The 14,719-nt window shown below is 43.7% G+C and carries 16 protein-coding genes, 2 tRNA genes and 1 pseudogene; 13 read left to right on the top strand and 6 right to left on the bottom strand.

Translation table 11 applies throughout. The features are described from left to right. Nucleotides 1–28 precede the first annotated feature (28 nt). From NST85_RS23265 to NST85_RS23255, 3 genes are all read left to right on the top strand, one after another. Nucleotides 29–1,225, top strand: a complete 1,197-nt coding sequence (locus NST85_RS23265) for a peptidyl-prolyl cis-trans isomerase (protein WP_341190532.1) — start codon at nucleotides 29–31, stop codon at nucleotides 1,223–1,225. Between the two features lie 183 nt (nucleotides 1,226–1,408). Continuing rightward, a complete protein-coding gene (locus tag NST85_RS23260) occupies nucleotides 1,409–2,161 on the top strand; it encodes a class I SAM-dependent methyltransferase (protein WP_341190531.1) in 753 nt (250 codons plus the stop codon). Then, nucleotides 2,158–3,156, top strand: a complete 999-nt coding sequence (locus NST85_RS23255; protein ID WP_341190530.1) for an MBL fold metallo-hydrolase — start codon at nucleotides 2,158–2,160, stop codon at nucleotides 3,154–3,156. The genes NST85_RS23260 and NST85_RS23255 overlap by 4 nt, the downstream gene beginning before the upstream one ends. A 65-nt stretch (nucleotides 3,157–3,221) precedes the next feature. On the opposite strand, the gene NST85_RS23250 is transcribed toward NST85_RS23255, so the two are convergent. Beyond that, a complete protein-coding gene (locus tag NST85_RS23250; RefSeq protein ID WP_127190130.1) occupies nucleotides 3,222–3,785 on the bottom strand; it encodes a phosphatidylglycerophosphatase A family protein in 564 nt (187 codons plus the stop codon). A gap of 149 nt (nucleotides 3,786–3,934) precedes the next feature. Here NST85_RS23250 and NST85_RS23245 point away from each other — a divergent pair, with 149 nt between their 5' ends. The 7 genes from NST85_RS23245 (at nucleotide 3,935) to NST85_RS23215 (ending at nucleotide 9,277) form a co-directional block, all read left to right on the top strand. After that, nucleotides 3,935–4,999, top strand: coding sequence for a GerMN domain-containing protein (locus NST85_RS23245; RefSeq protein WP_341190529.1), 1,065 nt, complete (start codon nucleotides 3,935–3,937; stop codon nucleotides 4,997–4,999). Between the two features lie 182 nt (nucleotides 5,000–5,181). Beyond that, entirely contained in the window at nucleotides 5,182–5,940 is a 759-nt protein-coding gene (gene rph / locus NST85_RS23240) for a ribonuclease PH (RefSeq protein ID WP_127190128.1), read from the top strand. Next, entirely contained in the window at nucleotides 5,937–6,566 is a 630-nt protein-coding gene (rdgB, locus tag NST85_RS23235; RefSeq protein WP_307400161.1) for an RdgB/HAM1 family non-canonical purine NTP pyrophosphatase, read from the top strand. The genes rph and rdgB overlap by 4 nt, the downstream gene beginning before the upstream one ends. A 162-nt stretch (nucleotides 6,567–6,728) precedes the next feature. Beyond that, a complete protein-coding gene (locus NST85_RS23230) occupies nucleotides 6,729–7,145 on the top strand; it encodes an HTH domain-containing protein (protein WP_246054465.1) in 417 nt (138 codons plus the stop codon). Next, nucleotides 7,142–8,023 carry an IS3 family transposase gene (locus tag NST85_RS23225; protein ID WP_341190528.1) on the top strand — a complete coding sequence of 294 codons (882 nt, stop codon included), beginning with the start codon at nucleotides 7,142–7,144 and terminating at the stop codon, nucleotides 8,021–8,023. Before NST85_RS23230 ends, NST85_RS23225 begins: the two co-directional genes overlap by 4 nt. A 67-nt stretch (nucleotides 8,024–8,090) precedes the next feature. After that, nucleotides 8,091–8,408 (top strand): helix-turn-helix domain-containing protein, encoded by a 318-nt coding sequence (locus NST85_RS23220; protein WP_127195317.1) that lies wholly within the window; start codon nucleotides 8,091–8,093, stop codon nucleotides 8,406–8,408. Beyond that, nucleotides 8,375–9,277 carry an IS3 family transposase gene (locus tag NST85_RS23215; protein ID WP_127195318.1) on the top strand — a complete coding sequence of 301 codons (903 nt, stop codon included), beginning with the start codon at nucleotides 8,375–8,377 and terminating at the stop codon, nucleotides 9,275–9,277. Before NST85_RS23220 ends, NST85_RS23215 begins: the two co-directional genes overlap by 34 nt. 164 nt (nucleotides 9,278–9,441) lie before the next feature. On the opposite strand, the gene asnB is transcribed toward NST85_RS23215, so the two are convergent. Next, entirely contained in the window at nucleotides 9,442–11,286 is a 1,845-nt protein-coding gene (asnB, locus tag NST85_RS23210; protein WP_341190527.1) for an asparagine synthase (glutamine-hydrolyzing), read from the bottom strand. Nucleotides 11,287–11,429: 143 nt separating this feature from the next. Between asnB and NST85_RS23205 the strand changes: the two genes are divergently transcribed. From NST85_RS23205 to NST85_RS23195, 3 genes are all read left to right on the top strand, one after another. Then, entirely contained in the window at nucleotides 11,430–11,738 is a 309-nt protein-coding gene (locus tag NST85_RS23205; protein ID WP_341190526.1) for a hypothetical protein, read from the top strand. Nucleotides 11,739–11,774: 36 nt separating this feature from the next. After that, nucleotides 11,775–12,122 carry a hypothetical protein gene (locus NST85_RS23200; protein ID WP_127190124.1) on the top strand — a complete coding sequence of 116 codons (348 nt, stop codon included), beginning with the start codon at nucleotides 11,775–11,777 and terminating at the stop codon, nucleotides 12,120–12,122. An 80-nt stretch (nucleotides 12,123–12,202) separates the two neighbouring features. Continuing rightward, nucleotides 12,203–12,276: transfer RNA gene (locus NST85_RS23195), tRNA-Arg, on the top strand. 210 nt (nucleotides 12,277–12,486) lie between these two features. Here the strand turns inward: NST85_RS23195 and NST85_RS23190 are convergent. The 4 genes and pseudogenes from NST85_RS23190 to NST85_RS23175 form a co-directional block, all read right to left on the bottom strand. Continuing rightward, nucleotides 12,487–12,557 (bottom strand) — tRNA-Gly (locus NST85_RS23190). Nucleotides 12,558–12,682: 125 nt separating this feature from the next. Next, the gene (locus NST85_RS23185; protein WP_341190525.1) at nucleotides 12,683–13,342 is read right to left on the bottom strand and encodes a TetR/AcrR family transcriptional regulator; all 660 of its coding nucleotides are present in this window, start codon (nucleotides 13,340–13,342) and stop codon (nucleotides 12,683–12,685) included. A gap of 52 nt (nucleotides 13,343–13,394) precedes the next feature. Beyond that, nucleotides 13,395–14,423 carry an ABC transporter permease gene (locus NST85_RS23180; RefSeq protein WP_341190524.1) on the bottom strand — a complete coding sequence of 343 codons (1,029 nt, stop codon included), beginning with the start codon at nucleotides 14,421–14,423 and terminating at the stop codon, nucleotides 13,395–13,397. After that, nucleotides 14,420–14,575, bottom strand: a pseudogene (locus NST85_RS23175) (ATP-binding cassette domain-containing protein); the annotation flags it as partial. The pseudogene NST85_RS23175 and the gene NST85_RS23180, both read right to left, overlap by 4 nt. Between the last annotated feature and the right edge of the window lie 144 nt (nucleotides 14,576–14,719).

Below are 14,719 nucleotides of genomic sequence, written 5' to 3'. Positions count from 1 at the left end.
TTAAAAAATGAAGGGAGTCACAAGTCGAATGGAAGATAAAGATAAAAAAGAATTAGAGGTACCACAGGGGGAAGAAACAACAGATCAAGAAACTTCAGAGAAAGTTTTTGAGGACACTGTAGATCAAGAGAGACAAGCTTTGCTTGGTAATGAAGAGGATCAGGTTGAAGTAGCTGAAGAATCGCAGCCAAACGAAGATGTCTTTTCTGAGGACAATAAGGATGCTGATGTGAATCCAGGATATTTTGATCCTGCAAATCTAGCTATTCCTACTAGTCCTGAGAATCCGAGACCAGCTGTCTCCGGTAAAGTTTGGCCAATCGTTTCCCTCGTACTTGCTGCTCTACTCATTGTCGTATTGATTGTACAACCACTTGGCAAAGGCAAGTCTGAGGCAGTTGCTATTGTAAACGGAGTTAAAATTAGCAAAGATGTTTTTTATGATGAGTTAACAGCTCCAGGTGCAGGTGCAGAAACAGTCCTTGACGCATTGATTAAAAAGGAACTAGTCAAGCAGGAAGCGGAGAAGGCTAAGATCACCATCCCGGAAGCTGATATCCAAAAAGAGATCCAAGGGTATATAGACTATTATGGTTCAGAAGAAAACTATAAGTTGGCTCTTACTCAATCCGGAATGACGGAGGAAGTGTTGAGAAAAACTATTGGTGAAAACCTAACATTAACCAAGTTACTAGAACCACAAATTACAGTGACCGACGAACAAATCAAGGAGATATTTGACACTTACAAAGCATCCTTTGATACACCGGAACAAGTGCGCACTTCGGTTATTCTTGTAGCAACTGAAGCAGAAGCGAACGATATTATTAAGGAACTTGAGGGTGGCGCGGATTTTGCCGAGTTAGCTAAGAGTAAGTCGCTCGATACGCAAACAAAAGACATGGGTGGAGACACTAATTTCTATGGTCGCGGTGAGAAAGAAACTGCGGTAGAGGAAGCTGCCTTTAAATTGGCTAAGGATGAGATTAGCGGTGCGATCAAAACGACTGAAGGATATATAGTAATTAAGCTGACCGATCGCAAAGAAGCACATGAAGCTACGCTGGAAGAGAAGAAAGAAGAGATCCGGAAGGGGCTTGTGTCCCAGCAAGTATCTGAGCTTTCCGCGGCATGGTTTGAAGATGTTCGGAGCAAAGCTACCATCACTAATACTTTGACCGACAAAGCAGACGAAGAAGATACAACAGAGACTCCTGCGGAGTAAAGATCAGAGAAGCAGATATACACAGACTGAACAGCGGAAGCCCATCATAGCATCCGCTGTTTTTGTATTTATTTCTTCCCAAAATCAGAGCTTGAGTTTCATAACAGTAGAGGTACAATTAAAAGAATGAGAAATGACGATACCGAGTCTTACACGTAAACAACAAAGGGAGGGATGAATGTGATGGCTGAATGGTATGAGAAAAGCTTTGGAGAGGATTACTTACTCGTATATAAACACCGTGATGTGCAAGGAGCAAGACGTGAAGTACATAAAATGATTTCCTGGTTGGGGCTGTCACAAGGAGCGAGGTTACTCGACCTTTGCTGTGGAATGGGCCGTCATTCAATGGCACTTGTGGAAGCTGGATATGAAGTGACCGGCGTTGACTTGTCGGATGTATTGCTGCGTGAAGCAAAGCGAAACGATCCTGATAACCTAGTTGAATGGCTGAGAGCGGATATGCGAGAATTACCGCTTCATGGTGGATATGATGCCGTCGTTAACTTGTTCACTTCATTTGGTTATTTCGAGAAAGACGAAGAGCATACAAAAGTACTCAAAGAGATCGCTAGAATGTTAAAACCAAAGGGACGTTTTATCATCGATTTCCTCAATCCATCCTACATAGAAACACATTTGATCCCTTATTCGGAAAGGATGGATTCAGGACAACTTATTATTGAGAATCGTAGGATTGAAGACGGTTATGTGGAGAAGCATATAACAATTTGCCAAGAGGGACCTGAAGGAGACAAAGAATTAGTTAAGCCGAGACACTATCTGGAACGAATCAAGCTGTATTCTTACGATAGATTTCTTGCTATGTTGACCGAGGCAGGTCTGCAGTTGGACAAAGTACATGGAGGGTACGACGAGGAAAATTATGATATGGAGTCGTCCCCAAGAATGATATTGGTAGGAACATTAGCATGACGACAATTCCAGATATTCAGGATTGGAACGAAGAGGAAATCACCAGGGTACGTATTTCAATGGCGCCTCCGCTGCGCTGGGTTAATAGCTATCTTTTGCGTGGACCGGAGGGAATTACTATTATAGACCCGGGACCGCGCACAGAGACCTCGGAAGCGGAGTGGGAGGAAGCTTGGCGCGAGCTCGGAATCCTTCCACAGGAGATTACCTCGATCGTCCTAACACATCATCACCCCGATCATTACGGTCTGGCGGGGTATATGCAGTCGTTGACAGGTGCTTCAGTGACGATGTCTCGCCGTGCTCACGAGGAATCGCTGAGAATGTGGGGGAAGGATAGCATGATGTGTGAAGAACTCCCACGGTTGTTTCGTCGTCATGGCATGCCCGCCATATGGAGTGAACAAATCGCGGAGCACTTGGATGGGTTTATTCCCCAAGTTACACCATCTCCAAATATCACTTATATAACGGAAGGGAGTTATGTCTGCATGGGTGGGCGCAACTGGCTTGCGATTGAGACTGCTGGCCATGCTCCAGGACATTTATCCTTCTATGACATAGAGCGAGGAATAATCTTATGCGGCGATGCTGTTCTACCGCAAATCTCTCCTAACGTGAGCTTATTACCGGGAAGCGATTCCCAGCCGCTACGTTCCTTTATAGACTCACTGGTCAAGTTAGGTGAGTTAGATGTGAAGTTAGCCTTTCCTGGGCATCGCAATCCATTCTCTCATTTTGCAGAGCGTACGAATGGACTCATTAAACACCATGAAGAAAGGTTGTTACGAATTGAGGCATTATTGCAACAATCTTCGCAAAGTGGTTTTGAGATATGTACCGCGTTATTCGGAAATGATCTAGGTATTCATCAAATGCGCTTTGCTATGTCAGAAGCATTAGCGCACCTTGTTCATCTTGTTGGTCAAGGGCGTGTGGTAGAGAAGATATCGCCTACTGATGATGGAATGATACTTTTTTCTTCTATAAAATAAACAAAGAAGCTGCGACTATTCGCGGCTTCTTTGTTTATTAACTCTATACTATTACTCATTATCTTCTACTGATTATCTTTGTCAGTTACTTCTTCCTCAATTTCTATCTCACGTTCCGCTTGCTTACGATGTGCAATTCGGCTGCTGGCAGATGCTGCGACAGCTCCTACGATATCATCCAGAAAGGTATTACAAGGTCCAAGACTCTTGTCATTTAGTCGATCCAATACACCTGGTTTTAACTTATCTACATATCCGTAATTCGTAAATCCAATACTGCCATAAACATTGACAATGGAGAATGCAAGTATTTCATCTACTCCATAGAGTCCTTCATCATGGGAGATCATATCTTGAAGCTCAGGGATCAACAATTGCTGTTCGGCAAGAATATCAAGTTGAATACCGGTCAATACCGCGTTTTGTACTTCTCGCTTGCTGAGTACCTGCTCTACGTTATGTATGCATTCCTCCATGGTTAGACTCGGATAGTATTTCTGTTGTAATAGCATGACAAGCTCGGCAATTTCCAGTGTGGTAACACCGCGTTTGTGAAGCCATTCTTTCGTTGCGTCAGCTACTTTTTTGCTATTTAAGCTGTATGGTACTTTTGCTTTTGGTTGTTCCATTCCAATCACCTCTACCCCTCACTATTTTTATATCGGACTGAACATGATGGAGTGTGCCCACTTCTTGAAAAAAATATAGTATTTTTCGAAAAGAGGCTCGTATATATAGTAATACAAACCATAGAAAAATGTTAGGGAGGAACCCGTTCATGAAATGGAATTCTAATCTTCGTCGTACAATCGCTGTTGGCGTATTAACACTCCCACTAATGCTATCAGGCTGCAGTTACTTTGGAGCGAGCTCTTCAGCTCAAATCGATCCACCACCACCAGAGGTTGAGGCTCAAATGTTGGAGATGGGGCTTACGCCTACAGAACAGACAAGCCTGACGGCTGGGGACAAGCTCTTCACGGTTTATCTGGAGAATGAAAAGGGGCTTCTAGCTCCGGTGGCACTCCATTTGCCGACAGGTTCAGATGCAGAGAAACTGAACAGAACACTCGATATGCTTGTCCAAGACGGACCATATACTTCATTGATCCCGTCTGGGTTTAGGGGTGTACTTCCGAAAGGTACAGAAGTGAAAGCTGTTACAGTTAAGAAGGATGAGAAACTGGCGGTTGTGGAATTCAGCAAGTCGTTTAATCAATATGAAGCCGCAGATGAACGGAAGATTCTTGAGGCGGTCACTTGGACATTAACAGGAAATCCAGAGATACAGAATGTACAATTGTGGGTAGACGGCGAGAAGTTAAGTGAAATGCCAGTCGACGGAACATCGCTGGAACGCCCATTAAACCGCTCTTTGGGGATTAATTTAGAATTTGATGGTGGTTCAAGCCTATCAGGAACAAGTGCAGTTACCGTATTTTTCTCGGCAGAGACGCAGGACGGGGTTCAATATTTCGTGCCGGTCACTCGATTTGTACCAGCTCAGGGTGATCTCGTACAATCTGCACTTAGTGAATTGATAAAAGGACCTATAAAGGGAGCAGGCTTGGAGCGAGTTCTCACTGATAATACTGCGGTGGACGGAGTAACCGTATCTAATGATGGTATTGTGACGGTATCGATCCAAGATGACATGTTTGAGGTCGGTGAGAAGCCGCCGGCTCAGATGATGCAATCGCTGGTATTAACAGTAGCGGAGAATGCTAAGGGGGATAAAGTACGGATTTGGCTGAATGGACAAAAAGATGTAGTTGGTTTGGATAATCAGAAGTATAGTGAGCCAGTCTCGCGACCGGAATTGATTAATCAAATTCCTTTATAGTATAAGAAATGGGAAGGGGGACGAAAAACGTCTCCTTTTTTTATTCCCTTTTCTTCGCACAAGGCGTCATGTCCCAAGCGAGTTTACCACAGTAAAGAGGTTTCAAATGGTGCTTTTATGCTTACACTTTGATAGAATGGGGAAAGCATATAGACAGCATGTAATGTAGGAGGCAGTTAACGATGAGAATAAACGGACGTGAGGCAACTCAGCGGCGGACGATGAATTTAACGGTTAATGTGAATAAATACGCTGAAGGTTCAGTGTACATTGAAGTCGGAGATACCAAAGTGATTTGTACGGCGACAGTGGATGAGAAGGTTCCAATGTTCATGAAGGGTCAAGGAAAAGGCTGGGTAACTGCAGAGTACTCAATGCTCCCTCGGGCAACTCATTCACGGAATCAGCGAGAAGCAGCGAGAGGTAAGTTGAGTGGCCGTACAATGGAAATTCAGCGATTGATTGGTCGCTCACTTCGTTCAGTTGTTGATCTGCAAGCACTAGGTGAACGATCGATTACCGTTGACTGTGATGTACTGCAAGCAGATGGTGGCACGCGTACGACTTCAATTACAGGAGCGTTCATCGCGATGGCAATCGCAATAAATAAGATTGTTCAGAAACATAATCTACCTGTATTTCCAATTACGGATTATCTAGCATCCCTCAGTGTGGGGATCGTAGGCGAAGAGTTGTTGCTTGATTTGAACTATGAAGAGGATTCTAAAGCTAAAGTGGATATGAACGTTGTCATGACGGGACAAGGCCAATTCGTTGAGGTACAGGGAACTGGTGAAGAGAAACCGTTCTCCAGAAACGAACTGGATTCAATGCTGAAGCTTGCCGAACAAGGTATTTATGAGATGATTAAACAGCAACAAGAAGTATTAGGGCCGATCGCTCTTAAGATTGGTAGTGGACAAACAGGAAGTAACGTATGATTCAGCAAGCAGCAGACGTCATTATTGTAGCTACGAGGAATAAAGGTAAAGTCAAGGAATTTGCGCATGCTCTTGCATTTTTGGGTAAACCCGTACTGAGTATGTATGATTATCCTGACGTGCCTGAGGTCGTGGAAGACGGTGAGACCTTTGTGGATAATGTCCGTAAGAAGGCGAAAACCGTTGGTGACCTCCTTGGCTTACCCGTTCTTGCCGATGATTCAGGTCTCTGTGTAGACCAGCTTGATGGAGCACCAGGAGTGTATTCAGCTCGATATGCTGGTGAAGGGGCTACAGACGAAACAAACAATATTAAGTTACTTCGTGAACTGGAACAATTACATCAGGGAGAAGATACGGAACAGCCGTTACTGAGTCCCGCAAGATTTGTATGTCATTTAGCGTTGTATGATCCAGCGGATGGACAGTTTGTTGAGGCTTCCGGAACGGTAGAAGGGTGGATTACTTCACAGCCAGCCGGAGGTGGCGGGTTCGGATACGATCCGTTGTTCTATTTGCCAGCATATGAGAAGACGATGGCAGAGCTTAGCCTCACAGAGAAACAGGCTATCAGTCATCGCGGCGCAGCACTACGGGAACTAACTGAAAAATTGAAACAGCGTTAGTTAATCTAAATTATAGAACGACCCTTGAAGTAGTTTGAACTGTGACCCGTAAGATGGAAACTTTGAAAAAAGTGACCCTCTTACGGGTCATTTGTGTTTTAATCGAACTATTGAAACAAAACCGTGGAAGAACTCATCAATAAAACGAGAGGTGATTTAAAGATGTTCAACGAAAATGAGATTAAACAGCTAGAGGGGAATCCAAATGTCGAGAACGTGACGGAGAAGAGTATTACGTATTCACCTACGTTTAAACTTGCAGCAGTTAAGGCCTATAAAGAGGGACAAACCCCGATGGAGATTTTCCTCAAAGCCGGATTTAATATGGATATTATCGGTCGTAAGAAACCCAAGCATTGCCTAAACCGTTGGCGTAATTCTTACCAGGCTCATGGAGAAGATGGACTGCTTGAGAATCATCGGGGAAAAGGATCTACGGGCAGAAGACCTGCAGGAGAACTCTCCACCGAAGAAAAACTAAAACGTGCGGAAGCACGAATCAAGCTACTTGAGATGGAGAATGACTTTTTAAAAAAGCTCGAGGCGCTCGAAAAGCAGAAAATGCTGAGGAAACGTTGACACCCTCCGAGCGCTTCCAGATCATTAACCACACCATCCGCAAGCACGGCCTACAGCGTATGACGCGCTACCTATGCAAGTTGGCCCATGTGAGTTTAAGCGGTTATTACCGCTGGCTTGCGGCTGAGGAATCCAGACAGTTACGAGAGGAAGCAGATGAGCGTGACGCTTTCCTTATCCAAAAGCACTTTGACGATTTGAATGGTAAAGCTGGAGCCTTAGTAGTGAAGATGAGACTTGAACGGAAGAGCAGCGTTGTCATGAACCACAAGAAGATTCGAAGATTAATGCGAAAATATAACCTTATTGCTACGATTCGGCAAGCCAATCCCTATCGTAAGATGGCGAAAGCTACAAAAGAGCACCAAACATGTCCAAATCTACTAAAGCGTGAGTTTGACCAAGGAGAGCCTGAGAAGGTACTGCTGACGGATATAACCTATATGCACTATGGGCATGGACAATGTGCCTATCTGTCCGTGGTGAAGGATGGATCGACGAGACAAGTTTTGGCTCATTATCTCTCCTCCTCTTTGGCCCTATCGCTAGTGGAACGGACTATGGAAAGGTTGCTGGATCGACTGGATAGCAATATTCATCCTGAGGCCATTTTACACTCTGACCAAGGGATGCATTATACTCACCCAAAGTTTCATCTTCTCGTCAATAAGGCTGGCATTAAGCAGTCCATGTCCCGCAAAGGGAATTGCTGGGATAATGCCTCGATGGAGACATTCTTCGGTCATATGAAGGATGAGCTAGAGTATAAATCGTGTACGACCATTCAGGAATTACGAGTTCGAGTAAATGACTATATGGAATATTACAATACGGAGCGTTACCAGTGGACATTAAAACAGATGACTCCTGATGAATGATATTATCCCCTTTAAGTAGACAGTAAAAAGAATGACGTTTATTGTTGATATTTGGAGGGGATTTTTTATGGCCAGAATACTACAAAGCTATACCACCGAGATGAAACTTAAAGCGGTACAAATGTATATAGAAGCTGGAATGGGTTATAAACGAGTAGCAAGAGAGCTGAATATACCTGAACCATCTGTTAGACGTTGGGTGAAGCGTTATGAAAAAGAAGGGGCATCCGCACTGGAGGAGAAACGGGGTAAAACAAAAGGTTTGACTAAGGGAAGACCCCGCAAAAATCCATTAAGTCCGGAAGAGGAGTTAGTTAGGCTCCGAGCTGAGAATGAGTACTTAAAAAAGTTGTGGGCGCTACAAAGGGGGCAAAGAATAGAGTAAGTAAAGTCTCCCAATATGAACTGGTTAATCAATTAGTATCTGCTGGATACAACATCACGTTACTGTGCGAAATCGCAAAAGTATCTAGAAGTGGATATTACAAATGGATAAGAAGAATGCTCACTCCGTCGTCAAAGCAACTTATGGATGAGGAGCTGAAGGAAAAGATCATGGAAGTGCATCAACGTTTACACGGCATTTTCGGTTATCCACGAATACAAACATGGTTGTTTAAGACGCATGGCATACATGTTAATCATAAGAGGGTCTATCGTTTGATGAAAGAAATGGGGATCAAATCTAAGATTCGTAGAAAGAAACGATTTCATGGCAAAAAGGAGACTTATGTAACTTCAGACAATATTTTGAACCGCGATTTTCATGCATCCCAACCCAATGAAAAGTGGGTCACAGATATTACTTACATTCCGTATAACCAAAAAAACTTATATCTTTCCACCATTTATGACCTTTTTAACAACGAAGTCATCTCATACCAAATAAGTACTAGAAACGATTTACAGCTTGTCATAGACACGGTAGAGCTTGCTCGCGGTGTACGCAAAACGGAGGGAGTTCTTCTCCATAGTGACCAAGGTTATCAATACACTTCTAGGTTGTACAATAAACTTCTGACCCAATACAAGATGAAAGTAAGTATGTCTAGAAAAGGAAAATGTTTGGACAATGCCTGCATGGAGAGTTTCTTTGGACATTTCAAAGCAGAATGTATGTATATCCAGTCTTTTCAATCAGAGGAAGCATTGATCTCCGCAATTCATGAATACATACGGTTTTACAATTATGATAGGTTTCAGAAAAAATTAAACAACCTTAGTCCAGTGGAATACCGAACTAAGGCTGCTTAATGTACTTCAGTTTTATTAATGTCTACTTGACAGGGGTAAGATCAGAATTCAGAAGTCATCTGTTGACTGCCTAACGAAAGGCTCTTTTTCAGAACTGTCTACAAATAAGGTCACAGTTCAGTTAGCTACTTCAAGGGCCGTTTTTTTATAATAAATTTGCTCTTCTAGCGAATGGCGACCTGATACTTAATCAGCCAGTGGTTTACCTGTGTCAAATATGCAAATAGCTGTGGACCTGACATTAACTGGCCAAACCAAGGAAGGTGTGAGGATGATTCTGGAGAAGCAGCTATAGCTCGTATTTTAGCTGAATCAATCAACGGTAAAATGGGGGAAGCTGGATTATCCAAAATCTGCAGCATTTGTTCTTTAACTGCGTGTAAATATCCGGGATTATGTGTTTTAGGATACGGACTTTTTTTGCGATAAAGTACGTCCTCAGGAAGAATTCCTTCTAATGCCTTACGGAGAATCCCCTTCTCCCGGTCCCCTGTTGATTTAATCTCCCATGGTACGTTCCATACATACTGGACCAATCTGTGATCACAAAATGGAACGCGAACCTCAAGTCCCGCACCCATACTCATTCGATCTTTACGATCTAATAGGGTCGGCATGAAGCGAGTAATGTTCAAGTAGGACATGACGCGCATCCGTGCCGCTGCCTCACTCTCCCCTTCCAACTTGGGTGCTTCGTTTACGGCTTCGCTGTACCTTTTCGCAACATATTTCTCGGGTGAAATCCAATCACGAACTTCTGGAGATAATAGGCTGGCACGGAGATCCGTGGCAATGGACCATGGGAAGGTTCCAGCTCCCAGAAGCTCTTCTCGGTGAAACCAAGGATAGCCACCAAACACTTCATCAGCGGCTTCACCAGAGATGGCCACCGTGGCTCCTTTTTTGATTTCCCGGCAGAAGAGTAGAAGTGATGAATCGACATCAACCATACCGGGCAGATCACGGGCTATTGTTGAATCTGGGAGGGATTCTACGAGTTCAGGTGTGTCAATTGTAATCCAATGATGCTCGGTTCCTAGCTCCTCCACCATACGTTTGATCCACGGAGCGTCGGCCCCAGGTTGGTAACTATGAGCTTTAAAGTGCTTGTCGTTATCGACGTAATCGACAGAGTAAGTATGCATCTGACCTTGGCCGGTCCGTTTGTAATAATCGACTGCGAGTGCAGTTAAGGCGCTTGAGTCAAGTCCCCCAGATAATAGAGTACATACCGGAACATCGGAGATCAGTTGGCGGTCCATCGTATCTTGAAGTAGCTTGCGAATATTTGAGGCCGTTTCCTCTACATTGTCACCGTGCGGCTCGGCTTCGAGTTTCCAGTAGGCATAACTGCGCAGGCCTGAACGGCTCCAGATCATAGCATGACCTGGTTTGAGCTCATTCATATTTTGATAAACCCCATGACCTGGTGTACGAGCCGGTCCGATTACAAATATTTCAGCTAACCCTTCAGGACCAATGACAGGTTCAAATTTGGGATGTTTAAGAATGGATTTCGGTTCCGAACCAAAAATAAATGTACCGGATATTTGACTGTAGAATAGCGGTTTGACTCCAAGCCGGTCGCGTGCAAAAAACACATGGTTCCTTACACTATCCCAAACGGCAAAGGCAAAGATACCGTTTAGCCGGGAGATACAGTCTGGCCCCCATTGAATATATGCTTGTAACAATACCTCAGTATCACAGTGAGTACGAAAGCTGACCCCTCTCCGTTGCAATTCGACCCTTAATTCAGGGGCGTTGTAGATCTCCCCGTTATATACAATGGAGAAGACAGCATCCCCCTCGTAAATGACCATAGGTTGCGCTCCGTTCTCGGGGTCCATGACACTGAGCCGCCGATGGCCAAATGCAATTGGCCCTGAAATCCATGTTCCTTGAGCGTCAGGGCCTCTATTTTCTAGACAAGAAGTCATGGACAATACCAAGTCCAAGTCACTTGTCAGATCCCGATTCCACTCAATAAAGCCTGTTATTCCGCACATGTTGGTTTCTCCTCTCTCTATTGTGACTACCGCTCCGTTCAGCTCTGGGCGAAAAGTAATAACAGATTATGCCGAACAAGAGCATAAAATGTCTGTCCAATAAGGAAAACTATGACTATAAGGCATGAAAAGGAGGTTTAGCGGTGGAGAAAAAGTTATTTTACTTGTCCGTTCAAGGGCGATCTATACTTGAAGATCAGGGAGCCACGTCATTTGAATGGACGGTGGAAGCGACCCCAGAGGAAGCAGATAACCTAAGGGGGATGCTAGAGCGAATTGCTGAGAAAGAGGAGAGTTCATTTCTCGCGTTCACCTACCCTTGGCCTGATACTCCGGAAGAGGAGGTTAATGCTGGGTATCAGTCTCATTTGAATGAGCTATACCGTGAAATTTATCGACTAGGCACCAAGGAAACGCGTGATGGGATTGGGCGATACTTGGCGTTTTTGTAGAAGTGGAAATGAGCCCGAAATAAGGGGGATACGTTGATGTATTATATTAAGGATGCTAAGTTCAGACGAATGGCAGAGTTTAATGGGGTTCCCTGCGCAGAAATACAAGTTAGTCCGGGTGCAGTAGACGATCCCGACTTGTTCGTTTACGTTGCAAGGGATAGTAGTGGTACAGGGTATGACATTGTACGGATGGTGAGAAGTTATGCCGATTTGGAGATAGATTGGTTTAATAATAATCTACATGACGCTTACGCGGTGGTAAGTGAAGAGAACTTTGGAGACCACGGATGGCCCGAACCAGCACAACAGAGAAAACAGTTCAAAGAAAACTTGCTTTCTAACAACGATATTGTGGCTAAATTGGAGCAATATTTAACGTAATAAATTAACTATGTAAATTAGTCTTTGAAAAAAGGGCAAGATGCGTTATAATAAATAACGCATCACTTTTTTCATACCATGTCTCAGTAGCTCAGCTGGATAGAGCAACGGCCTTCTAAGCCGTCGGTCGGGGGTTCGAATCCCTCCTGGGACGTAACTAGAAAGAGTCCACTTTTAGTGGACTCTTTTCTTGCGTTCCTGGGGATGAGAACCCCAGATGGGGTTCGTCGGAGCATCAACTTCGATAGCGTAAACATCGCAGTAAAAGAAGAACTGTCCGCGGGTTTCCTCGGACAGTTCTTCTTATAAAATGAAATAAAAAAAACCTTTATCGCAAAAAGGTTTTTAACAACTATGAAAATTAAGCGGGTGAAGGGAATCGAACCCTCGCCTCAAGCTTGGGAAGCTGGCGTTCTGCCACTGAACTACACCCGCATGATGTAACCTTATATATTATAGCATATTGTTTTTTTTGTTCAAGGGTGAATTTAAAAGTGAAAGCACGACACAAGGAAGAAAGACTCGTATCGTACCTTCTGAATATCGTGGTTTCACTTTAATTATTTTGCAGATATTCCATTCATGATCAGTCGAATAGTATTCCTGACTTCCTTTTCTTCATCCCATGGTTGATCGGGCATCAGCAAGAAACGGGTAGCGATCATTCCAATCATAACGGAAGCTGTATAACGAAGTAATTCCTGAGTGGGGAGTTCAATGATTTCTCCCTTACTCTTGAAGTATTCTGCTATTTCACTTAACCGCTGGAAAATATGTGTTCCAATGTGCTGTTTGAATTCTGCCTGAAGATGAGGTTGGAATGGAATTTCCTGCAGCATGATTTTGATAATCTTGTGATGCTTTCGCACAAATTCGAGTCGGTTAATCATTAAGGCATATAAGAAATCTTCATATGTTGGGTAATCGGACTCTAGTACCTCTTTAAAGTTTTTTATTACAAAGGGGGCAATCAATTTACTCATCATAGGCGACACGATGGATAGGAGCAAGTCCTTTTTCGTTTTGTAGTGCCGGAAAATCGTACCTTCCGCTACACCTGCCTTCTGCGCAATTTCGCTTGTTGACGACCCAGCATATCCCTTCTCGGCAAATACCTCGATGGCTGCTTCAATAATTTTGAACTGTTTTTGAGTCATTTTTCCATCATCTATATTGTTTAGTTCATGAATCCATTGTTCCATCGATTCTTGCTGTGACATGCGTAGCTCCTCCCTCTTATCTTCTTTATATTAACATAATAGCCAGCGGGATTTAAATTTTACGGTGTTTGCGTAAAGCTAAAATGTTCAAGAGGATGAATAACAATGAAAAACCAATGAGTACATAAACATCACTTGCAATGGCCTCCCAGCCTTTACCGCGGATCATGACGTTTGTAAGTGCGTGCGCCCCGTAGGTAAGCGGCATGATGACTCCAAAACCCCGAAGCCAATCTGGAAGTGTTTCTAGAGGGAACATACCTGACAAGAAGAATTGAGGGACAATGATCAGTGGAATGAACTGAATCATTTGCAACTCATTATTAGCAAAAGCTGAAACCAAGGTCCCAAGGGTTAATGCGGTCATGGACATCAACAGTGTCAGCAACAACACGAAAAGGAAAGATCCTGTCATGAGGATACCAAGAACTTTGATGCTGTACCAGGAAATGAGCAGTGCTTGAAGTATAGTAAAAAGTCCAAAGCCTCCTGTATAACCTAATACGATTTCCCACCGCTTCAGTGGAGTAGATAATAATCGCTCAAGTGTTCCTGTTGTTCGTTCGCGAAGGAAGGATACGCCCGCTATCAGAAATACGAAGAAAAAGATAAAGAAGCCTATAAGTATCGGACCCAATTGATCGATGCTGGTCATATCTTCGGAACCGTGAAGATAAGTTATGCTCAAGTTTGGTGAAGCTACATCGGACTGTAGCCCCTCTCCGACTTTCTGCATAAGCAGTAGAACTGCCTTATTAACAGACGGTTCGCTCCCCTCAATCTTCACTTGAAGCTGTGCTTCACTTGATTCCATGAGGGCATCAATCTTTCGCTCATCGAGCGCTGCCTCAGCTTCTTCACGGATTTCGTATTTCAAGACGGTGGCTCCGAGCTTCTCAAACCTTTCATTCATAACATCAGGAGTGTTGATGGAGCCCAGCTTTGGTTCGTATTGTGAACCGTTGAATACGATATTCATCAAGGTAAGCACAAATATAGGAGCGATAAACATGAGTGCTAAGGTTCGTTTGTCGCGTCTGAATTGTCGTAAAATCCGTAGTATAATAGCCCAAATTCTCACGATTGCCCACCTCCGTAATAAATGAAAGCTTCCTCGATGGAATTTTTCCCTGCGTTTTGAATTAAGGCCTCGGGAGTATCCACCGCTAGTAGTTGGCCATCACGGATCATACCCAAGCGATGGCATTTCTCTGCTTCATCCATTACATGAGTATCATAAAAAAATGATGCACAAGATGGTTATTTTGTTTTGCAAATCCTTATGGAGTATAGATGTAACTAATACGCGCTTGTTGCACACAATGAAAACCTGCACAAACGAAAGGGCTGCACATTATAAATTGCACAACATTCGAA

It is taken from the genome of Paenibacillus sp. FSL K6-2524, assembly GCF_038005525.1.
Classification (GTDB): Bacteria; Bacillota; Bacilli; order Paenibacillales; family Paenibacillaceae; genus Fontibacillus; species Fontibacillus anaericanus.
Note: the sequence above shows the minus strand (reverse complement) of the source record. Positions and strands in the feature narration are given on the sequence as shown.